The following is a 19,961-nucleotide window of genomic DNA, read 5'->3' on the forward strand; positions in this document are numbered from 1 at the left end:
TAGGAACGCGGCGCGGCCACGGAAACGGGTACGGCGCCCCCCGGGGCGTAAAAGCCGGTCCGTTACGTGCGTGGAACGACGCCGGTCCAGGGCGCTCCGCGAGGGTCAGGTCCATGAGGACACAAGATCTCCACCGCCCGGAAACGTGGTGGGCACATCCGGCGGGCATCCTGGGAGCGCCGCGTGGTGCGGCGGGGAGCAGGGGGTGGGTCATGAGCAGCCGGTGGATCTGCGGAACGGCGCGGGCGCGGCCCGGGGACCGGGTCGAGGCGTGGGACGGCAGGCGCGTCCGGCACGTCGGGACCGTGGCGGAGGTGGCGCCCCACCTGCGGGTGCTGTGGATCGTGGAGTCCGGCACCGGGACGAAGAAGCTCATCCCGCTGGACGACTACCGCCTGCGCCGCCTGCCCGAGGCCCCGCCCGCCTGAGCGCCTCCACCCGCAGGGCGTCACACGTGCCGGCGGGGCGGGAGGTGCACGGCCGCCGCCCACGGCTTTACGGGCGCGAAACAGTGCCGACACCGGGCGGCATCACGGCCCTCCTAGGTTCGTCACCGAACCCCGCCCACCGAAGGAAGCCGCCATGTCCGAGAAGCTCCTGCCTCCACCCACCGCCCCCGCCGCCGCGGGCTCCTCCGTCCCGGCCGCCCCGGACCGGGACGTCTCCCAGGCCACGAAGGAGTCCCTGGAGGACTACACGCTGCGGTTCGCCCCGCGCTCCTACCGCAAGTGGGGCCCGGGGGTGGTGGCCACCAGCGCGCTGGGCGGCATCGCGTACCTGGCCGACTTCTCCATCGGCGCCAACATCGGCATGGCCCACGGCACCACCAACGCGCTGCTGGGCATCCTCGTGGCCGCTGTCATCATCTTCATCACCGGCCTGCCGCTGGCCTACTACGCGGCCCGGTACAACATCGACCTGGACCTGATCACCCGCGGCTCCGGCTTCGGCTACTACGGGTCGGTGGTCACGAACATCATCTTCGCGACCTTCACCTTCATCTTCTTCGCCCTCGAGGGCTCGATCATGGCCCAGGGCCTGGAGCTGGGGCTCGGCATCCCGCTGCCCGTCGGCTACGCCGTCTCCACGCTGATGGTGATCCCGCTGGTGATCTACGGGATGAACACCCTGGCCAAGCTGCAGGTGTGGACCACCCCGCTGTGGCTGCTGCTCATGGTCGTGCCCCTGGTGTACCTGGTGCTGGCCAACCCGGAGTCCGTCACGAACTTCTTCGCCTACCAGGGCCAGGGCGGGGACGGGCAGGTCAGCCTGGCCGCGGTCATGCTCGCGGCCGGCGTGTGCCTGTCGCTGATGGCCCAGATCGCCGAGCAGATCGACTACCTGCGCTTCATGCCGCCCAAGACCGCCGCCAACAGCCGCTCCTGGTGGACCGCCGTGGTCCTGGCCGGTCCGGGCTGGGTGGTCTTCGGCGCGCTCAAGCAGGCCATCGGGCTGTTCATCACCGTCTACCTGCTGGCCAAGCTAGACCCGGCCGCCTCCGCGACCGCGAACCAGCCGGTGCACCAGTTCCTGGGCGTCTACGAGGAGATGATGCCCACCTGGCTCGCCCTGTCCCTGGCGGTGGTGCTCGTGGTGATCTCCCAGATCAAGATCAACGTCACCAACGCCTACTCCGGCTCCCTGGCCTGGACCAACAGCTTCACCCGCCTCACCCGGCACTACCCCGGCCGGCTGGTCTTCGTGCTCGTCAACCTGGCCATCGCCCTGGTGCTGATGGAGGCGAACATGTTCGACTTCCTCAACGCGATCCTGGGCTTCTACGCCAACTGCGCCATGGCCTGGGTCGTGACCGTCGCGGCCGACATCGTGCTCAACAAGTACCTGCTCAAGCTCTCCCCGAAGGTCCCTGAGTTCCGCCGCGGCATGCTCTACGCCGTCAACCCCGTGGGCTTCGTCTCGATGCTGCTCTCCGCCGGGATCTCGATCGCCGTGTTCTTCGGCGCGTTCGGGGCCGGGGTGCAGCCGTACTCCCCGATGTTCGCCGTCGGCATCGCCCTGCTCTGCCCGCCCCTGCTGGCCGTGGCCACCCGCGGCCGCTACTACCTGCGGCGCACCGACGACGGCATCGACCTGCCCCTGTTCGACGCCGACGGCAACCCCTCCGACGCCAGGCTGCTGTGCCACGTCAGCGGCCTCGAGTTCGAGCGCCCCGACATGCTGCTCTCGGCCGAGCCGGGCCCGGACGGGGAGAAGCAGTACATCTCCTCCCTGGCGCTGGCCACGGACCGGACCGGGCGGTACGTGCTGCCGGCGCAGCGCTGACCGCCGGAGCCGGGGCGCGAGCACCGGCGCGGCCGCCGGCCCCCGCCCCGCCGTGACGCAGGGCGGGGGCCGGCGCCGTACGCTGACGCCGTGCCCTCTCCAGAGCTCCGGCCCACGACGGCGCAGGTGCGGCGCCTGCTGCGGGACCAGCTGCCCGCGTCCCTGCGGGCGCTCGCCGAGGCACGCCTGGAACCGGCCGCGCAGGGGTGGGACAACGCCATGTTCCGGCTCGGGCCGTCCCACGCCGTGCGCCTGCCGGTGCGCCGCGCGTCCGTGCCGTGCCTCGTCCACGAGATGCGGTGGACGGCCGAGGTCAGCGCGCCGCTGGACGCCCTGGGCATCGCCGCTCCCCGGCCGGTGTTCTGCGGCCGGCCCGGCGCCGGCTATCCGTGGCCCTGGCTGGTCGTGCCCTGGATCGAGGGCGAGGCCGTCGCCACCCTGCCCGTGGCGGAGCGCGGCCGAATCGCCGGCGACCTGGCGCGGGCCCTGACCGCCCTGCACCGTCCCGCGCCGGCCGCCGCCCCGCGGAACCCCTACCGCGGCATCCCGCTCGCCGCCCGGATCGCCTCGGCGGGTCCCCGGTGGCCGGCGCTCGCGCAGCGGATCGGGACGGAGCGGACCGGGCAGCTGCGGGCCGTCGTGGAGCGGGGGCTGCGCGCCGAGCCGTGGGGAAGGCCGCCGGTGTGGCTGCACGGCGACCCGCACCCGTGGAACCTCGTCCAGCGGCAGGGGCGGCTGGTGGGCGTCGTGGACTTCGGGGACGTCTGCGGGGGAGACCCCGCCTCCGACCTCGCCACCGCCTGGCTGAGCCTCGACGGCCCGCAGCGCGCGGCGTTCCGCGCCGTCGTCGACGCCACCGGGACGTACGACGACGCCGTGTGGGCCCGCGCCGCCGCCTGGGCGGCGCTGCTGGTGGTCGTCCTCGCCGCGGATCCGGCCTCCGCGCGGCAGTTCGGGCCGGTGGTGGAGCACGCCACCGCACAGCTCGATGCCGTCGGTGGGCTGGAGCCGTGAGCGCTGCCGGGGTGACGTGAGGTCCCTCACTCGGGGGATACCGGAACTCCCGTGGGTCTGATCCGTGATCCTCCCGCGCCTGGAGAGGCTCCGGGACGGGACGCTTCCGCCCCGGAATACCGGGCTTTTTCCCCGCTGAGCCGGGGGCTCGCGCCGGTTGTCCCCCAAACAGCGGATGCGCTTCTTACGATGCATTTGCAACTGATCCGCACATGCGAAGGGGATACACCATGAAGAAGATGGCAGCAGGAATGGCCGTGCTGGCCGCCGCCGGGTTCACCGGTCTGTCGATGGCTCCGGCCTCGGCCGCGCAGATGTTCCAGAACTGCACCGAGGCTCAGGCCGCCGGTTACTACAACATCCCGTTCGGCTCCCCCGCGTACAGCCCGGACCTGGACGGCAACAGCGATGGCGTTGCCTGTGAGGGCGACGCTCCGGATGTCGTCGACGTCGTCCCCGACCCGGAGGTCGTGCCGCCGACCAACACCGCCGTCTTCGACAACTGCACCGAGGCCCGCGCCGCCGGGCGCGTCAACATCCCCGTCGGCGACCCGGCCTACGGCCTGCACTTGGACGCGGACCGCGACGGCTTCGGCTGCGACGCCGACGGCACCGACGACGGCATCTCGTTCCACGAGATCATCGACTGGGTGCCCGCGGAGTGGAACACCGGCCAGTACGACCAGATGGGGCAGGTCCCGGTCGGCGGCGCCGACACCGGTGTGGCCGTGGAGGAGTCCTCCACCGCGGGCGGCCTCGCCGCTGGCGGCGGTCTGGCCCTGGCCGCGGCCGCCGGTGCGGCGGTCGTGGTGCGTCGTCGCGCCGCCCGGGCGTAGTCCCGTTCCCCGGACCGAACGGATAGATTTCTCCCCGTGAGAAGTTCATCCGCCGACCGCCGCAGAGGCCGCCTGGCCTCTGCGGCGGTCGCGCTCCTGCTGCTGACCGGGTGCTCCGGCACCGCCACCGTGCAGTCCGAGGCGTCCTCCGGTCCGTCCACGACCGCGTCCGCCACGCCCTCGGCATCGGCCACGGCCTCGCCGACCTCGTCGGCGACCCCGACCCCCGCGGGGTCGCCGAGGCCCAGCCGGTCGCCGTCCGCCGCTCCCACGTCCGCCGGGCAGCCGGCGGTCATGGCGGAGTCCGAGCCGGTGTCCGTCCGCATCCCCTCCGTCGGCGCCGAGTCCGAGCTGCTCCGGCTCGGCCTGCGGGAGAACGGTTCGCTCGAGGTGCCGCCGGGCGATCCCGGGGCCCCGGCCTCCTGGTACACCGGCTCCCCGACCCCCGGGGAGCGGGGCCCGGCCGTCCTGCTCGGGCACGTCAACGCCACCGACGGCGGCCCGGGCGTGTTCGCGAGGCTGCGCGAGCTGCGGGCCGGGGACACCGTCGGGGTGACCCGTGAGGACGGCACCACGGCGGTGTTCGCCGTGGACCGCGGCGAGCAGTACGCCAAGGACGCCTTCCCGACGCTGTCGGTCTACGGCAACACCGAGGGCCCCGAGCTGCGCCTGATCACGTGCGACGGCTACGACCCGGCCACCGGCCTGTTCGACGACAACTACGTGGTCTACGCGAAGCTCGTCGGCTGAGCGGGCGGGCACGGACGGCGTCGCCGCCGTGCCCGCTCCGCCGGGCGGATCACCAGCGGGGGTGGACGCTCTCCCGGAAGTACTTGTCGTAGATCCGGCGGACCCCGTCGTCCAGCTGCCGCCCCAGGTCCCCGGTGTCCGCGGCGGAGGCGTTCGCGCGGGCCTGCTCGACGTTGCGGGCGCCCGGGATGACCGTGCTGACCCCGTCCTGGGCGATGATCCACGCGATCGCCGCCTGGGCGGTGGTCACCCCCTCCGGGAGCAGTCCGGAGAACTCCCGGACGGCCTCGAGCCCCTGCTCGAAGTCCACGCCGGAGAACGTCTCGCCGACGTCGAAGGCCTCGCCCGAGCGGTTGTAGTTGCGGTGGTCGTTCTCGGGGAACCGGGTGTCCTTGGAGTACTTCCCGGACAGCAGTCCCGAGGCCAGCGGCACGCGGGCGATGATCCCGACCCCGGCGTCCCGGGCCGCCGGCAGCACCGCGTCCAGCGGCTTGAGCCGGAAGGCGTTGAGGATGATCTGCACGGTGGCGGTGCTGCCGCGGGCGATGGCCGCGAGCGCCTCGTCGGTGCGCTCCACGCTGACGCCGTAGCTGCGGACGGCGCCCTCCTCGACGAGGGTGTCCAGCGCGTCGTAGACCTCGTCGTCGCTGTAGACCGGTGTCGGCGGGCAGTGCAGCTGGACCAGGTCCAGGGTGTCGGTGCCCAGGTTCTTCCGGGAGCGGTCCACCCACTGCCGGAAGTTCGCCAGCGTGTAGTTCTCGGGGACCTGGTCGACGCGGCGGCCCATCTTCGTGGCCACCGTGATGTCCAGCTCCGGGTGGTCCCGCAGGAACGCCCCGATGGTCTGCTCGCTGCGCCCGTCGCCGTAGACGTCGGCGGTGTCGAAGAACGTCACCCCGGACTCCACGGCCGCCTGCAGGACCGCGGTGGCCTCCGCCGGGTCGACGTCGCCCCAGTCGGCGCCCAGCTGCCAGGTGCCCAGCCCCACGGTGGAGACGGTCCGTCCGGTTCTGCCCAGCGTGCGTTGTTCCATGTTCGAGTTCCCGTTCCGCGATCGGTGGAGAGGTCGTCGGGCGGCATGCCCTGGGCACGACGATAGTGCGTCCCCGGGACGACGTCCCGGGGACGCACCGGTGCGGGGGTGTTCCCCGTCACTGTGCTTTCCGGCCGCCCCGTGTACAGTCGTCAGCAGTTGTTGAAGTTTCGTTTTTGCATTTCAAGCAGTTCGCCCGGTCCGGGCGCAGCAGTTTTTCTGAGAAGACGTTTTGGCAGGCATCGCAACGCCCGAGCACCCCGAGATCCGGGGACGCTCCGCTTTTCAGAAGGACAGGTCACTCATGACTACTGGCATCGTCAAATGGTTCAACGCTGACAAGGGCTTCGGCTTCATCACCCCCGAGGACGGCTCCAAGGACGTGTTCGCGCACTTCTCGGCCATCAACTCCGGTGGGTTCCGCGCCCTCAACGAGAACGACCGCGTCGAGTTCGAGACCCAGGACGGCCCCAAGGGCCCCCAGGCCGCGAACATCACCGTGATTGCGTGATCTCGCTCTGACGCCTCCGGCGCCGTGCTGACTTGATCAGCCGCGACGTCGACCAGGAATCGCCACCCGGCTGCCGGCCGGGTGGCGATTCCTGTTTCCGGTGGGTCAGGAGGACTGCTGCCCGGCGGCCGCCTGGTCCAGGAGGTCGCACAGGTCGAAGACGTACTGCGTGGTGTTCCCGGTGATCTCCGCCGACACCACCGGGGGGATCTCCTCGCTCTCCCCGAGGGGGGACTCGAAGGTGACCGTCTCCTCGAAGGTTCCGGCGAGGAAGACGAACGCCTCGGGCAGGCCGGCCTCGGCGAACGCGGCGGCCTCCACGTCGTCGAAGGGCAGCACGATGCCCGTGCCTCGGGCGTCGAACGTCACCGTCGTGCCGTCGGCGGAGTACGTCTCGAAGACGTGCACGAACGCGCCGAACTCGTCGAGCGTGGCGCCGTCGGAGGCCCGGGTGATGTCGGCCGTGGCCCGTCCGCGGGTCTCGATGACGGTCTCGCCCTGCTCGGTCACGAGGACGCGGGACTCCAGCTCGCTGACGTCGCCGGGGGCGAGCGTCACCTCGTCGTCGCAGACGGCGGAGGTCTGTGCTGCGGCGGCGTCGGCCGGGACCGGCACGAACCGGCCGTGGGTCGAGGGCGGCGGCCAGTCCTCCTGGGCGACGGCGCCGGAGGCGGCGGGCCCGGCGACGGCGACGAGCGCGGCGGCGGCGGCGCCCAGGATGCGCTGGGTGGTGTGCATGGCGGAAGTCCTTCCCGGCTGGTCGCCGGGGACCACGCCCCGTGGCGGTCCCGGAAGGGGACGCGCGGACCCGTGTCCCGCGGCGGTGGAGTGGGTCGGAGGGGCGGGTGAGCATCCCCGCGGCTCCGCGGCCAGTGTCCCACCGGGTCCGGCGCGGGGTCCTGGCGTGGGCGGGAGCGACCCTCGATCGTTATGGCGGCCTGCTGGGGTCCGTCACATCGGGACGCACGGACCGGTTCGCCACGTGCCGACGTGCTCTGTCGGGCCGCGGTGGCCCGGTTCTGCGCGGGAGGTGCTTCCTCGACACGGACCCGCACCTCGAGGTCACGATCCGGCTACTGACATTGCAGTCGCCAACGCTTTACGATGCGCCTGCAAACGCTCATTCCGAGAGATCGCGGGGACTCCATGAACAGCAGCGCAGCGGGCGTGGCACTGGCGGCAGGGGTGGGGCTGTGCGCCCTGTCGGCGACCCCGGCCACGGCGGCCTTCGCCTTCACCGACTGCTCCCAGGCCGCCGCGTACGGTGTCCACAACATCCCCGCCGACTCGCCCAGCTACGGCGCCCACCTCGACGACGACGCCGACGGCCTCGCCTGCGAGAGCGCGGACTTCCCCTTCGACCCCACGCGCATCCCCGTCGAGATCAGCCCCGGGGTGTACCAGCACCACATCTACGACTGGGTGCCCGGCGCGGGCCCGTACTCCCAGATGGGGAAGGTGCCCGTCGGCGGCGCCGACACCGGCGCGGCCGTGGAGAGCTCCTCGGGCCCGAGCGCTCCCGCCGCCGTCGGCGGCCTGCTGCTCGCCGCGGGCGCGGCCGTGGCGGTCCGCCGCCGCGGCGCCCCGGCGTAGGCGCCCCGCCCGGGCCGACCGGACAGGTTCCCCGCCGTGCTGACCCCGACCGGTGACCGCCGCAGGGGCCTCCTGGCCTCTGCGGCGGTCGTGCTCCTGCTGACCGGCTGCGCCGGCACCGACCCTGCCCCGACCGCGGCCTCGGCGGAGCCGGTCGCGACCACGGCCGCGCCGCCCTCGCCCGCCCCGTTCCGGACCTCCGCGGCCTCCGCGTCCCCGGCAGCGGCGTCCTCGACCGCCGCACCTCCCGGGCCGGCTCCCGCGCCGCCGGCTCCCGCGCCCCCCTCGACGCCGCAGGCCCGGCTGCCCGTCCTGGCCGCCGCCGCGCCCGTGTCCGTGCGCATTCCCGCCACCGGCACCGGGTCCGTGCTGCTGAGCCTCGGCCTGCGCGCCGACGGCTCCCTGGAGGTGCCCCCGACCTTTCCCGGCGCTCCGGCCTCCTGGTACACCGGCTCGCCCACCCCGGGCGAGCGTGGACCGGCGGTGCTGCTCGGCCACGTCAACGCCACCGACGGCGGGCCCGGGGTCTTCGCCGGCCTGCGCTCGCTGGCTCCCGGGGACCGGATCGAGGTGGCCCGGGAGGACGGCTCGACGGCGGTCTTCGCCGTCGAGCGGGGGGAGCAGTACCCGAAGGACGCCTTCCCCACGCAGGCCGTCTACGGCAACACGGCGGGCGCGGAGCTGCGCCTGATCACGTGCGACGGCTACGACCCGGCGACGGGCCTGTTCGACGACAACTACGTGGTCTACGCCAGGCTCGTCGCCTGAACCTCCGCCTGCCGATGAGACCCCGCGCAAAAAAACTTCGGAACCCGACCCGTCCACCGCCCCCATGGTGCCGAACAGGGGATACGCACGTCGTCGACGTGCACCACCGGCACTACGGAAGAGGCCCCCGATGAACACGAAGATGCGTCTGCTCGCCGTTCCCACCCTGGCCCTGGGCGCCCTGGCGCTGCAGGCCGCCCCGGCCATGGCCCACGAGTCCGACATGTGGTCGACCCAGGCCACCCTGAACACCCTGAACGACTCCGGCACCACCGGCCAGGCCATGGTCGAGGTGCACGGAACCCAGGCCACCGTCACGGTGGACGTCACCGGCGCGGCCGAGACCTTCATGGACGGGCCCTTCCCGCACGCCCAGCACATCCACATCCACGGCCAGGGCACCTGCCCGGGCCCCGAGGCCGACACCGACGGCGACGGGGTGGTCAACACCACCGAGGGCCACCCCTCCTACGGCATGATCGGCACCTCGCTGACCACCGAGGGCGACACCAGCCCCGACTCCGGGCTGGCCGTGGAGCGCTTCCCCGGCGGCAGCGCGTACTCCTACGAGCGGACCTTCGAGCTCGACGCGGCCACCAGCGAGGCCCTCAAGGCCGGCACCGCGGTGATCGTCGTCCACGGCGTGGACCCGGCCAGGATGCCCGCCGCCGCGGCCGAGAAGATGTCCGACCTGGACCCGGCGCTGCCCGCGGCCGCGACCCTGCCCGCCGCCTGCGGCACCCTGACCTCCACCCAGATGGGGGCCATGCCCGAGGGCGGGGCCGACACCGGCGTGGCCCAGGAGACCGGCTCCACCACGGAGGCCGTGGCCCTCGGCGGCGGTCTGCTGGCCGCCGTGGCCGGTGGCGCCTGGGCGCTGCGCCGTCGCGCCGCCCGGGCCTGATCCCACGGCACGGTTCCTGCCATGACGGGATCCCGCTCCGGCCGCCGCGCAGGCCTGATGACCTGCGCGGCGGCCGCCGCCCTCCTCGCCACGGGCTGCGCCGCCGGGCCCGGCGACGGCACCGCGGCGGCTCCCAGCACCACGTCCCCGGCCGCACCGGTGCCGGCGTCGCCCGCCGCCGATGCCCGGTCCAGTTCGCCGTCCGGTCCAGCGTCCGGCCCGCCGTCCGCGGCGCCGGGCGTCCGGGCCGCGCCGGGACCCCGCGTGCTGGAGGCCTCCGAGCCCGTGGCGCTGGAGATCCCGGCGACGTCCACCCGGACCGAGTTGCTGCACCTGGGCCTGCGCGAGAACGGGTCCCTGGAGGTCCCGCCCGAGGGCCCGGGCTCCCCGGCCGGCTGGTACGCCGGTTCCCCGACGCCGGGGGAGCGCGGGCCGGCGGTGCTGCTGGGCCACGTCAACGCCACCGGCGGCGGGCCCGGGGTCTTCGCCGGGTTGCGCTCGCTGGCTCCCGGGGACCGGATCGAGGTGGCCCGGGAGGACGGGAGCACGGCGGTCTTCGTCGTCGACCGGGGACAGCAGTACGCCAAGGACGACTTCCCCACCCTGGAGGTCTACGGCAACACGGCGGGCGCGGAGCTGCGGCTCATCACCTGCGACGGCTACGACCCGGCCACGGGCCTGTTCGATGACAACTACGTGGTCTACGCCTCCCTCGAGGCCTGACGCCGGCGGGGCGCAGGAGCGGCCGCGCGTCCCGCCGCACGGTGTTCCCGGATGTGGCACAGTGCTGGGGACACCTGCTCCGCCGCGTCGCGGCACCCGGAACGGACAGCGAGAACGGATGACTGAACGAGGAACCGGCATCGGCCGGGAGGGCCGCACGCCCTCCGGGCTGCCGGACCGCGCCGTCCCGCAGGAGGGCCCGGACCTCGGGGACCTGCTGCGGCGCAGCGGCACGGGGGACGAGGCGGCGTTCGCGCAGGTCTACGACCTGACGTCGGCCAAGGTGTACGGCCTGGCGGTGCGGGTCCTCCGGTCCCCGGAGCTCGCGGCCGAGGTGGTCCAGGAGGTCTACCTCATGGCCTGGCAGCAGTCCGCGCGCTTCGACCCGGAGCGCGGCACGGTGCTCGCCTGGCTGTGCACCATGGCCCACCGCCGCGCGGTGGACCGCGTCCGCCAGGTCCAGCGTGAGCGCGACCGCGAGCAGCAGTACGAGAGCGGGCGGGCGGAGATCCCCGCCGACGAGACCTGGCAAGGAGTCGAACACGCCATGGAGACGCAGGAGGTCCGCGCGGGGCTCGGCGCGCTCACGCCGATCCAGCGGGAGGCCGTCTCCCTGGCCTACTACGAGGGGTGCAGCCACCGGGAGGTGGCCGAGCGGCTGGAGGTGCCGCTGGGCACGGCGAAGGCCCGGATCCGGGACGGCCTGAGCAGCCTGCGCACGGCACTGGGGGTGCAGCGATGAACGAGAGCCACGACGTCCACGACTCCGCGGCGCTCTACGCGGTGGACGCGCTCGAGCCCGAGGAGCGCGCCCGGTTCGAGGAGCACCTGCGGGAGTGCCCGTCCTGCCGCCGGGAGGTGGCCGAGTACGCCGAGGTGGGGGCGCACCTGGCCGGGGCGGTGGCCCAGGAGCCGCCGCCCTCGCTGCGGGAGGACGTGCTCGCCGGGATCCGGGCCACCGCGCCCCTGCCGGCGCCTGCCCCGTCCGCCGCGACGGCCCCGGTCGTGTCCCTGGAGGAGCGGCGACGCCGCCCCGGGCGCCGGCCCGGGCGCTGGCTGGCCGCCGCCGCGGCGGCCGTGCTGGTGCCCTCCGTGGCCCTGGGCGGCTGGGCGCTGGGGGTCCGCGGCGAGCAGCGCCAGCAGGAGCAGCTCGCTGCCCAGGCCCAGCAGGAGCAGGCCCGGGAGAACCAGCTGCTGGCCGCCCCCGACGTCGTGACCCGCACCCTGGAGCTCGACGGGCGGACCGCCACGGTGGTGGCCTCGCAGCAGGCGGGCGCGGCCCTGGTCGTCTCCGCGGGCCTGCCCGACCCCGGCGAGGGCCAGGAGTACCAGCTGTGGCTGATGCAGGACGACGTGCCCGTCCCGGACGTGCACTTCGCCGGCGGCGAGGTCCGCACCTGGCTGGAGGGCGACGTGGCGGACGCCGCGGCGGTGGCCATGACGGTCGAGCCGGCGGGCGGCTCCGCGTCGCCCACCCTGCCCGTGGTGGCGCTCGCGGAGCTCTGAGCCCGCCCCCGCCTTCCGCGGGGACGTGCCGACGGCCACGACCGTGGCCGACGGGAGGTGGTCACCTCCCGTCGCGCAGGTGCTCCACGAGCGCCTCGGTGACCTCCGCCGGCCGCTCCTCCGCGAGGAAGTGCCCGGCCTCCAGCGCGCGGCCCGTGGTGCGCGGGAAGTGCCGCCGCCACAGCTCGATCGGGTCCTCCCGGGCCCCGACCCGGCCCCTGGCGCCCCACAGGACCAGGGCCGGCACGTCGCGCTGCTCGTGCTCGTCGGCCCGGTCGATCTCCACGTCGGGCCCGGCGGCGGCCGCGTAGTCGCGGCACCACGCGTCCACGACCTCGGGGTGCCGTGCCGCGTCCTCGTACGCCGCGAGCGCGTCCGGGTCGAACGCCACCTCCGTGCCGCTGAGGCCCTGCAGCGTCCGGCGCACGAAGTACACGGGGTCGTGGCCGATCAGCGTCTGCGGCAGCCCGCCGCCCTGCGCGAGGAACGCCCAGTGGTAGTAGCGCTGCACCATCCAGGCGTCCATCGACCGCCACACGTCCAGGGTGGGGAGGATGTCGAGCAGGGCCACGGACAGCACCGCGTCCGGGTGGTCGAACGCCATCCGGTGGGCGGTGCGGGCGCCGCGGTCGTGGCCCACCACGTGGAAGCGCTCGTGGCCGAGCTCCCGCATCATCGCCACCTGGTCGGCGGCCATGGCGCGGAAGGTGAAGTCCTCGCCGAGCGCGCGCGAGTGGCCGTAGCCCCGCAGGTCGGCGGCGACGACGGTGTGCTCCCGCGCCAGCACGGGCGCCTGGTGGTGCCACATGTGCGAGGTCTGCGGATAGCCGTGGAGCAGCAGCACCGGGGGTCCCTCCCCGGCGGTGTGGGCGTGGACGACCGCCCCCGGCACGGGGACCACCTGGATGTCGAACTCGGCGAAGTGCGGGGCCATGGCTGCTCCTGCGGATCGGGGCGCACGGGGCGGCGCCGCTGCGGTGTCGGGAGGGGCGTGCCCGCCGAGGGCCCCGAGACCGATGGTGACGGGTCGCGGGGCGCCCTGTCCACGGCCGGGGGCTCCTGCCGTCCAGCGCGTCCGGTGCGTCAGGGCGTCCGGTGCGTCAGTGCGTCAGCGCCGCTTCGACCTCCGGGGCGAGCTGGGCCGGCGTCGTCGTCGGGGCGTAGCGGCGGATCACCTGCCCGTCCCGGCCCACGAGGAACTTCGTGAAGTTCCACTTGACCGCGTCGCCGAGCACGCCGCCCTTCTCCTCGCGCAGCCACGTCCACAGGGGGTGGGCGGCGGCGCCGTTGACGTCGACCTTCGCGAACAGGGGGAACGAGACGCCGTAGTTGCGGCTGCAGAACGCCCCGATCTCCTCCTCGGTGCCCGGCTCCTGGGCGCCGAACTGGTTGCTCGGGAAGCCCAGCACCACGAGGCCCTGGTCCCGGTACGTCCTCCACAGCTCCTCGAGCCCGGCGTACTGCGGCGTGAACCCGCACCTGCTCGCGGTGTTGACCACGAGCACCACCTGCCCGGCGTACTCGGCCAGGGCCTGCTCGCGGCCGTCGAGGGTGGTGGCGGTGAAGTCGTGCAGCGTGGTCACAGGGGCCTCCGGGAGGGTCGAGGGTCGAAGCGCGCCCTCCCATCATGCGGGAGCCGGGGCCGATCAGGGAGCGGGACGGGTCCAGCCGAGCCACTCCACGGCCCGCAGCGCGACGTCCCGGGGCACGGTGTGGCCCCCCTCGAACTCCGCGTACTCCACCTCGTAGCCGTCCTCCTCCAGTGCGGGCACGATCCGCCGGCTGGTGCGCCCGACGGGCAGGACCTCGTCGGCCGTGCCGTGGGAGACGAAGACCCGCGGGCGGCCCGTGCGCCCGGCGGGTGGGACGAAGCCGGGCGAGAACGCCAGGACGCTGCGGAACAGCCCGCCGTTGGCGAGGCCCACGCCCAGGGCGTAGGAGGCGCCGTCGGAGAACCCGGCCACGCCGACCCGCTCGGGGTCCACGGCGGCCAGGTGGAAGGCCCGCCGCAGCGACCGGTCGAGCACGTCCACGTCGGGGCCGTACGCGCCGCGGACGCCGTCCCACGTGGACTCCCGCGAGGCCGGGGCGAGCAGGATCAGCCCGTGCAGGTCGGCGACGCCCCGCAGCAGCGCCACGGCCCCTTCGGCGTGGCCGCCCGCGCCGTGCAGCACGACGAGCAGCGGCGCCGCCGCCGGGCCCACCCGGGGCGGGACGTAGAGCAGGGAGTCCCGCGTCCGCTCCACCTCCAGCGCGTGGCTGCCCGCCGCGGGCGGGGCCGCGCTCGGCACGTCGCCGGGGCGGGCCGTCAGCGCGGCGCGGTCTCCGGAACCGTCCATGGGGATCCTCCACTCAGCGCACCCGGACAGCAGGGCCACCAGCCCGGCGTGGCCGGCGGCCGCCAGAACAGTGCGACGGGTCGTCACGGTGCCGACGCTACTCGTCCGCGGACCCGGCGGCCGCCCTTGTCGTGCTCGGTGACGCAGATTACACTCCGTAGAGATCAGATATCTGATCTCCACTGCCGACGGACCTGTCGAGGAGGACAGAATGACCACCGCCCCCACTCCTGCCCGCACCGTGGTGCTCACCGGCGCCGCCTCCCCGCGCGGGATCGGCCTGGCCGTGGCCCGCCGGCTGGCCGCCGAGGGCTCCGCCGTCGCGATCCTCGACGTGCGGGGCGCCGAGGAGGCCGCCGCGGCGATCGCGGAGGAGTCCGGGGTGCCGGCCCTCGGGCTGAGCGTGGACGTCACCGACGTCGCCTCCGTCGACGCCGCCTACCGCCGCGTCGAGGCGGAGCTGCCCCCGGCCACCGGGCTGGTGAACCTCGCCGGGATCGCCTCGCCGACGCCGTTCCTCGAGATCACCCCCGAGGAGTGGGACCGGGTCTTCGAGGTCAACGTGAAGGGCGCCTTCCTGGTCACCCAGCGCGCCCTGCCCGCGATGATCGAGGCCGGGACCGGGCGGATCGTCAACCTGTCCTCCATCTCCGCCCAGCGCGGCGGCGGCACCTTCTCGAAGGTCGCCTACAGCGCGGCGAAGGCCGGCATCATCGGCTTCACCCGGGCCGTGGCGCGGGAGGTGGGCGAGCACGGGATCACGGTCAACGCGGTGGCGCCCGGGCCCGTCGACACCGACATCATGGGCGGCACCCTCTCCGACGAGCGCAAGACGGCCCTGTCCGCGGACTCCCTCATGAAGCGCGTGGCCAGCCGCGAGGAGGTCGCCGCGCTGATCTGCTTCCTGCTCGGCCCGGACGCCGGGATCATCACCGCCGCGACCTACGACATCAACGGCGGCCTGCAGATCTCCTAGGCTCCCATCTTTCCGCAGCCTCGGCTCTCCGCGGCTCCCGCGCGGGAGCCCTCAGCGGAAGGCCGACCCGCCGACCTTCTCGGCGATGTCGTCGAGGGTCTGCTGCATGTGGCCCAGCATCTGCCGGGCGGCGCCCTCGGTGTCGTGGGCCCGGATCGCGTCGAAGATCCTCCGGTGCCAGTGCATGGCGTGCTCCCGGATCTGCGGATCGCGGGAGGTCTCCAGGCGCACGACGTGCAGCACCTGCTCCAGCGGGCGGTACGCCGCGGCGAGGTAGACGTTGCGGGCGGCGGCCACCACGCCGGCGTGGAAGGCGAGGTCGGCCTCGGCGAAGCGCGGCCCCGGGTCGTCCCGGGACTCCTCCATGGCCGTCAGGGTCCCGGCGAGGACGGCGAGGTCCTCGTCGGTGGCCCGGGTCGCGGCGAGCCGGGCCACCTCGACCTCGATGGCCCGCCGCGCCTCGACGAGCTGGGTGGGCAGCTCGAGCCCGTCACCGCTGAGCCGGCCGCGGGCGCGGAGCACCTCGGCGTCCAGCGGGGACCACTCCTCGGGCGGGTTCACGAGGCTGCGCTTGCCGTGCCGCACGGACAGCACCCCGTGGCCCGCCAGGGCCCGGATGCCCTCGCGCACCGTCAGGCGCGAGACGCCGAAGCGCTCGGCCAGCTGCTGCTCCGGCGGCAGCTCCGTGCGCGGAGGGAACTCCCCGTCCGTGATGGCGGCCAGGAGGTCCCTGGCGGCGTCGTCGGCTCGCCGCGTGCTCATTGCTCGATGCCCGTCCTGGTCTCGGAGGTGACCGTGCCAGTCTAGTGCGCCGTTCCGGCGCCCCTTCTTGACGACGTGTCCTGCATCACACATGATATCTGATATCTGACAACAGAGGAGCCCCGGCTCCCGGAGATCGATGAGGACTCCATGACCACCACCACACTCGTGCTGCTGGGGCTCGCCGCCGTCGCGGTCATCCTCGGCCTGATCATCAAGGGCAAGGTGCACCCGTTCCTCGCCCTGATGATCGCCGCCGCCGCCCTCGCCCTGGCCGGCGGCATCCCTCTCGGGGAGGTCGTCCCCACGCTGACCACCGGCATGGGCAACACCCTGGGCAGCGTCGCGCTGATCGTGACCCTCGGCGCCATGCTGGGCCGGATCATCGAGGTCTCCGGCGGCGCCGACGTCCTGGCCCGCTGGCTGCTCGACAAGTTCGGCGAGAAGCGCGCCCCCTTCGCCCTGGGCGCCACCGGCTTCATCTTCGGCATCCCGGTGTTCGTGGACGTCGGGCTGATCGTGCTCATCCCCATCGTCTTCGGCGTCGCCCGCCGGCTCGGCGGCAACATGCTCGCCTACGCCCTGCCGATCGTCATCGCGATGCTGACCGTGCACGTCATCGTCCCGCCGCACCCGGGCATCGTGGGCGGCTCCGAGCTGCTGGGGGCCGACATCGGCCTGGTGCTGCTGCTGTCCTTCATCCCCGCGATCCCGATGTGGCTGTTCGGCCACTGGCTGGCCATGCGCCTGTCCCGCAAGGCCCACGTCGAGATCACGCACGACGACGTCCTGCAGAGCGTGGGCGGCTCCGGCCACACCGGCGTGGTGATGACGAAGGCGCCCAGCACCGGGCTCGTGCTCTCCATGATCGCCCTGCCGCTGCTGCTCATCATGCTCCAGACCACCAGCGCCCTCGTGCTGGCCGAGGGCAACCCGGTCCGGACCCTGCTGTCCATGGTCGGGGCCTCGCCGATGGCGCTGCTGATCGGCGTGATCCTGGCCTCGATCCTGCTGGGCTACCGCCGCGGCTGGGGTCGCGAGGAGACCGAGCACGTGATCAACTCCGCCCTGCCCCCGGTGGCCGCCGTCATCCTCATCACCGGCGCCGGCGGCATGTTCGGCTACGTGCTGCGCGAGACGGGCGTCTCCGAGGCCGTCGCCGACGTCCTCGGCGGCACCGGCCTGCCGATCGTCCTGCTGGCCTACATCATGGCCGCGCTCATCCGGGCCGCCCAGGGCTCGGCGACCGTCGCGATCCTCACCACGGCGCCCCTGATGGCCCCGCTGGCCGCGGCCCAGGGCCTGACCCCGGTGCAGACCGCCATCCTCGCGCTCGCGATCGGCGTGGGCTCCATGGCCCTGAGCCACGTCAACGACTCCCTGTTCTGGGTCTGGAGCCGCTACTTCCAGGTGCCCACGGGGGTGGCCCTGCGCACCTACACCGTGCTGTGCACGGCCACGTCCGTGGTCGGCTTCGTGATGGTGTCGGTCCTCTGGTTCGCCCTCTCGGGCCTGTCCTGACCCGCCCCTTCCGGAAGGAATCCCGCGCATGAACCGCACCCTGCTCGTGCTCGACGACGACCCCACCGGGTCCCAGTGCGTGCACGACGTCGACGTGGTCCTCGAGCTCGACCCGGCCCCTGTGCTGGAGGTCGTCCGGCACCCCGGGCGCACCTGCTTCGTGCTCACCAACTCCCGCGCCCGGCCCGAGGCCGAGGCGGTGGCGCTCAACACCGGGCTCGTGACGGCGGTGCTGGCCGGCCTCGCCGCCGAGGGCCGGCCCCTGCCCCACCTGGTCTCCCGCAGCGACTCCACGCTGCGCGGGCACGTGATCGCCGAGCCCACGGCCCTGGCCGACGCGCTGGCGGGGCTGGGCGTGGCCGTCGACGGGTTCCTCTTCGCCCCGGCCATGATCGAGGCCGGGCGCTATACCGAGAACGACGTGCACTACGCGGTGCTGCAGGGGAAGCCGATGCCGGTGGGGGAGACCGACTTCGCCGCCGACGCCACCTTCGGCTACACCTCCTCCGACCTCAAGGACTTCCTCGTGGAGCGCTCCGGCGGGGCGGTCGCCCGGGAGTCGATCCTCTCGATCGGCCTGGCGGACATCCGCGACGGCGGGGTGGCGGCGGTCGCGGCGATCCTGCGCCGGGCGAAGGACCGGGCGTGGGTGGTCGTCAACGCCACCGACTACGCCGACCTGGAGGCGGTCGCCGCCGCCCTGGCGGTGCTCGAGGCCGAGGGGAGGACCTTCGTCACCCGGTGCGGGCCCTCCTTCGTCCGCCCCCTCGCCGGGCTCGACGCGACCGCGCCGCTGGGCCCGGCCGACATCGAGGTGGGCCCGCACCGGCTGCCCCACGGGCTCGTGGCCGTGGGCTCCCACGTGGGCCTGACCAACCGCCAGCTCGACCAGCTGCGCGCCCGGCGGGACCTGCACGAGGTCGAGCTGGACGTGCCCGCCCTGCTCGAGGCCGAGTCCCGGCCCGCCCACGTGGCCCACGCCGTCGCGGAGATCGTCGAGGCCCTGGCGGCCACCGACGTGGTGCTGTGGACCAGCCGCCAGCTGGTGCGCACCACCGACCCCGACGAGTCGCTGGCCATCGCCCGGTCGGTCTCCGACGCGGTGGTGGAGGTCGTGCACGGGGTGGCCCAGCACCGCCCCGCGTGGGTGGTGGCCAAGGGCGGGATCACCTCCCACGAGGTCGCCCACCGGGCCCTGGGCATCCGCCGGGCCACGGTGGTCGGGCAGTTCTTCCCGGGCCAGATCTCCCTGTTCCAGCCCGTCGACGCCCCGGCCTCCACCCGGGGCGGGCCCTACGTGGTCTTCCCCGGCAACGTGGGCACCGAGTCCGCCCTGGCCGAGGTCGTCGACGTCCTCGACCGGGCCACCGCACGCACCCGGCCGGCCGGGCCCCGATCCACCGATTCCCAGTCCCAGGAGAACCAGTCATGAGCACGCTGCTGTCCGTCGGCTTCCTCGGCCTCGGCGCCATGGGCGCCCCCATGGCCCTCACCCTCGCCCGCGCCGGCTTCCCCGTCCGCGGCTTCGACGTCTCGCCCCGCGCCAAGGAGCACGTGGGCGACGCCGTCGAGGTCCTCGACGACCCCCGTGAGGCGGCGACCGGCGTGGACGTCGTCGTCGTCATGGTCGCCACCGGCGCCCAGCTGCACGACGTGCTCTTCGGCGAGCGCGGGATCGCCGACGCGCTCGGGGAGGGCACGATCCTGCTCGTCATGGCGACCGTCGGCCCCCAGGCCCTGGAGGCCGGCACGCAGGGGCTCGAGGGCCGCGGCGTGCGCGTCGTCGACGCCCCGGTCTCCGGCGGGACGGCCCGCGCCGCCACCGGGGACCTGCTCGTCATGGTCTCCGGCGCGGAGGCCGACGTCGCCGCGGTGCGCCCCCTGCTCGACGCCATGGCCGCCAACGCGCCGGTGGTCGGGCCCCGGGTGGGCGACGGGCAGCGCTTCAAGGTGGTCAACCAGCTGCTGTGCGGCGTGCACATCGCGGTGGCGGGGGAGGCGCTGGCCCTGGCGGACTCCATGGGCCTGGACCCGGCGCAGTGCCTCGAGGTGCTCTCGACCGGCGCGGCCACGTCCTTCATGTTCGAGGACCGCGGCCCGCGCATGCTGCAGGGCGAGGAGGCCGAGGTCCGCTCCGCCCTGGACATCTTCGTCAAGGACATGGGCCTGGTCACCGACGCGGCGCGGGCGGTGGAGCAGCCGGTGCCGCTGGCCTCGGCCGCCGAGCAGCTCTACGTGCGGGGCCGCCGCGAGGGCCACGGCCGGCACGACGACTCCGTGGTCTTCGACATCCTCCGCTCCCGCTGACCCTCGTCCGGCGGCCCCGGACGCCCGGGCCGAGCCCGCCCGGGCCGAGCTCGTCCGGGCCGAGCTCGTCCGTGCCGGTGAGTCCGCGTCCGCGGCCGCCGGCACGGGCGACTCGGCGGGGGAGGAGCCGCGACC

Annotated in this window: 22 protein-coding genes; 16 read left to right on the forward strand and 6 right to left on the reverse strand. The window is 74.0% G+C overall.

Features of this window, described 5'->3' with window-relative positions:
• The first annotated feature begins 212 nt into the window (after positions 1-212).
• From ACYSMR_RS10015 to ACYSMR_RS10035, 5 genes are all read left to right on the forward strand, one after another.
• Positions 213-428, forward strand: a complete 216-nt coding sequence (locus ACYSMR_RS10015; RefSeq protein WP_461744970.1) for a hypothetical protein — start codon at positions 213-215, stop codon at positions 426-428.
• A 154-nt stretch (positions 429-582) separates the two neighbouring features.
• The gene (locus ACYSMR_RS10020; protein WP_461744972.1) at positions 583-2,283 is read left to right on the forward strand and encodes a purine-cytosine permease family protein; all 1,701 of its coding nucleotides are present in this window, start codon (positions 583-585) and stop codon (positions 2,281-2,283) included.
• Between the two features lie 90 nt (positions 2,284-2,373).
• Positions 2,374-3,297: an aminoglycoside phosphotransferase family protein gene (locus ACYSMR_RS10025; protein WP_461744974.1), complete on the forward strand. Its 924-nt coding sequence runs from the start codon at positions 2,374-2,376 to the stop codon at positions 3,295-3,297.
• A 230-nt stretch (positions 3,298-3,527) separates the two neighbouring features.
• On the forward strand, positions 3,528-4,133 hold the full coding sequence (locus ACYSMR_RS10030; protein WP_461744976.1) for an excalibur calcium-binding domain-containing protein: 606 nt from the start codon (positions 3,528-3,530) through the stop codon (positions 4,131-4,133).
• A 294-nt stretch (positions 4,134-4,427) separates the two neighbouring features.
• On the forward strand, positions 4,428-4,883 hold the full coding sequence (locus tag ACYSMR_RS10035; RefSeq protein WP_461744978.1) for a class F sortase: 456 nt from the start codon (positions 4,428-4,430) through the stop codon (positions 4,881-4,883).
• Positions 4,884-4,932: 49 nt separating this feature from the next.
• Here the strand turns inward: ACYSMR_RS10035 and ACYSMR_RS10040 are convergent, their stop codons facing one another.
• Positions 4,933-5,916, reverse strand: a complete 984-nt coding sequence (locus ACYSMR_RS10040) for an aldo/keto reductase (RefSeq protein ID WP_461744980.1) — start codon at positions 5,914-5,916, stop codon at positions 4,933-4,935.
• A gap of 304 nt (positions 5,917-6,220) precedes the next feature.
• Between ACYSMR_RS10040 and cspE the strand changes: the two genes are divergently transcribed.
• A complete protein-coding gene (gene cspE, locus ACYSMR_RS10045; protein ID WP_251332284.1) occupies positions 6,221-6,427 on the forward strand; it encodes a transcription antiterminator/RNA stability regulator CspE in 207 nt (68 codons plus the stop codon).
• 105 nt (positions 6,428-6,532) lie between these two features.
• On the opposite strand, the gene ACYSMR_RS10050 is transcribed toward cspE, so the two are convergent.
• Positions 6,533-7,165, reverse strand: a complete 633-nt coding sequence (locus ACYSMR_RS10050) for a hypothetical protein (RefSeq protein WP_461744982.1) — start codon at positions 7,163-7,165, stop codon at positions 6,533-6,535.
• Between the two features lie 408 nt (positions 7,166-7,573).
• Here ACYSMR_RS10050 and ACYSMR_RS10055 point away from each other — a divergent pair, with 408 nt between their 5' ends.
• The 6 genes from ACYSMR_RS10055 (at position 7,574) to ACYSMR_RS10080 (ending at position 11,921) form a co-directional block, all read left to right on the forward strand.
• Positions 7,574-8,020 (forward strand): excalibur calcium-binding domain-containing protein, encoded by a 447-nt coding sequence (locus ACYSMR_RS10055; protein ID WP_461744984.1) that lies wholly within the window; start codon positions 7,574-7,576, stop codon positions 8,018-8,020.
• 36 nt (positions 8,021-8,056) lie between these two features.
• The gene (locus ACYSMR_RS10060) at positions 8,057-8,788 is read left to right on the forward strand and encodes a class F sortase (protein WP_461744986.1); all 732 of its coding nucleotides are present in this window, start codon (positions 8,057-8,059) and stop codon (positions 8,786-8,788) included.
• A 130-nt stretch (positions 8,789-8,918) separates the two neighbouring features.
• On the forward strand, positions 8,919-9,692 hold the full coding sequence (locus ACYSMR_RS10065) for a hypothetical protein (RefSeq protein WP_251332280.1): 774 nt from the start codon (positions 8,919-8,921) through the stop codon (positions 9,690-9,692).
• Positions 9,693-9,713: 21 nt separating this feature from the next.
• The gene (locus ACYSMR_RS10070) at positions 9,714-10,415 is read left to right on the forward strand and encodes a class F sortase (RefSeq protein ID WP_461744988.1); all 702 of its coding nucleotides are present in this window, start codon (positions 9,714-9,716) and stop codon (positions 10,413-10,415) included.
• A 118-nt stretch (positions 10,416-10,533) separates the two neighbouring features.
• Complete coding sequence (sigK, locus tag ACYSMR_RS10075; RefSeq protein ID WP_461744990.1) at positions 10,534-11,157, forward strand: ECF RNA polymerase sigma factor SigK; 624 nt, start codon at positions 10,534-10,536, stop codon at positions 11,155-11,157.
• The gene (locus tag ACYSMR_RS10080; RefSeq protein ID WP_461744992.1) at positions 11,154-11,921 is read left to right on the forward strand and encodes an anti-sigma factor; all 768 of its coding nucleotides are present in this window, start codon (positions 11,154-11,156) and stop codon (positions 11,919-11,921) included. The genes sigK and ACYSMR_RS10080 overlap by 4 nt, the downstream gene beginning before the upstream one ends.
• A 61-nt stretch (positions 11,922-11,982) precedes the next feature.
• On the opposite strand, the gene ACYSMR_RS10085 is transcribed toward ACYSMR_RS10080, so the two are convergent.
• The 3 genes from ACYSMR_RS10085 to ACYSMR_RS10095 form a co-directional block, all read right to left on the reverse strand.
• The gene (locus tag ACYSMR_RS10085) at positions 11,983-12,855 is read right to left on the reverse strand and encodes an alpha/beta fold hydrolase (protein ID WP_309126534.1); all 873 of its coding nucleotides are present in this window, start codon (positions 12,853-12,855) and stop codon (positions 11,983-11,985) included.
• A gap of 166 nt (positions 12,856-13,021) precedes the next feature.
• Complete coding sequence (locus ACYSMR_RS10090; protein WP_461744995.1) at positions 13,022-13,504, reverse strand: glutathione peroxidase; 483 nt, start codon at positions 13,502-13,504, stop codon at positions 13,022-13,024.
• A 63-nt stretch (positions 13,505-13,567) separates the two neighbouring features.
• Complete coding sequence (locus tag ACYSMR_RS10095; RefSeq protein ID WP_461744997.1) at positions 13,568-14,347, reverse strand: alpha/beta hydrolase; 780 nt, start codon at positions 14,345-14,347, stop codon at positions 13,568-13,570.
• 124 nt (positions 14,348-14,471) lie between these two features.
• Between ACYSMR_RS10095 and ACYSMR_RS10100 the strand changes: the two genes are divergently transcribed.
• Entirely contained in the window at positions 14,472-15,236 is a 765-nt protein-coding gene (locus ACYSMR_RS10100; protein WP_309126799.1) for an SDR family NAD(P)-dependent oxidoreductase, read from the forward strand.
• Positions 15,237-15,287: 51 nt separating this feature from the next.
• Here ACYSMR_RS10100 and ACYSMR_RS10105 read toward each other — a convergent pair whose 3' ends face one another.
• Positions 15,288-15,998 (reverse strand): FadR/GntR family transcriptional regulator, encoded by a 711-nt coding sequence (locus ACYSMR_RS10105; protein WP_251332272.1) that lies wholly within the window; start codon positions 15,996-15,998, stop codon positions 15,288-15,290.
• A gap of 150 nt (positions 15,999-16,148) precedes the next feature.
• Here ACYSMR_RS10105 and ACYSMR_RS10110 point away from each other — a divergent pair, with 150 nt between their 5' ends.
• Genes ACYSMR_RS10110 through ACYSMR_RS10120 form a run of 3 tightly spaced genes read left to right on the forward strand, consistent with a single transcriptional unit; the run spans position 16,149 to position 19,826 of the window.
• The gene (locus ACYSMR_RS10110; protein ID WP_461745000.1) at positions 16,149-17,519 is read left to right on the forward strand and encodes a GntT/GntP/DsdX family permease; all 1,371 of its coding nucleotides are present in this window, start codon (positions 16,149-16,151) and stop codon (positions 17,517-17,519) included.
• A 28-nt stretch (positions 17,520-17,547) separates the two neighbouring features.
• Positions 17,548-18,951: a four-carbon acid sugar kinase family protein gene (locus ACYSMR_RS10115; RefSeq protein ID WP_461745002.1), complete on the forward strand. Its 1,404-nt coding sequence runs from the start codon at positions 17,548-17,550 to the stop codon at positions 18,949-18,951.
• Entirely contained in the window at positions 18,948-19,826 is an 879-nt protein-coding gene (locus ACYSMR_RS10120; RefSeq protein WP_461745004.1) for an NAD(P)-dependent oxidoreductase, read from the forward strand. The genes ACYSMR_RS10115 and ACYSMR_RS10120 overlap by 4 nt, the downstream gene beginning before the upstream one ends.
• The last annotated feature ends 135 nt before the right edge of the window (positions 19,827-19,961 follow it).

It is taken from the genome of Kocuria sp. U4B (genome assembly GCF_054875615.1).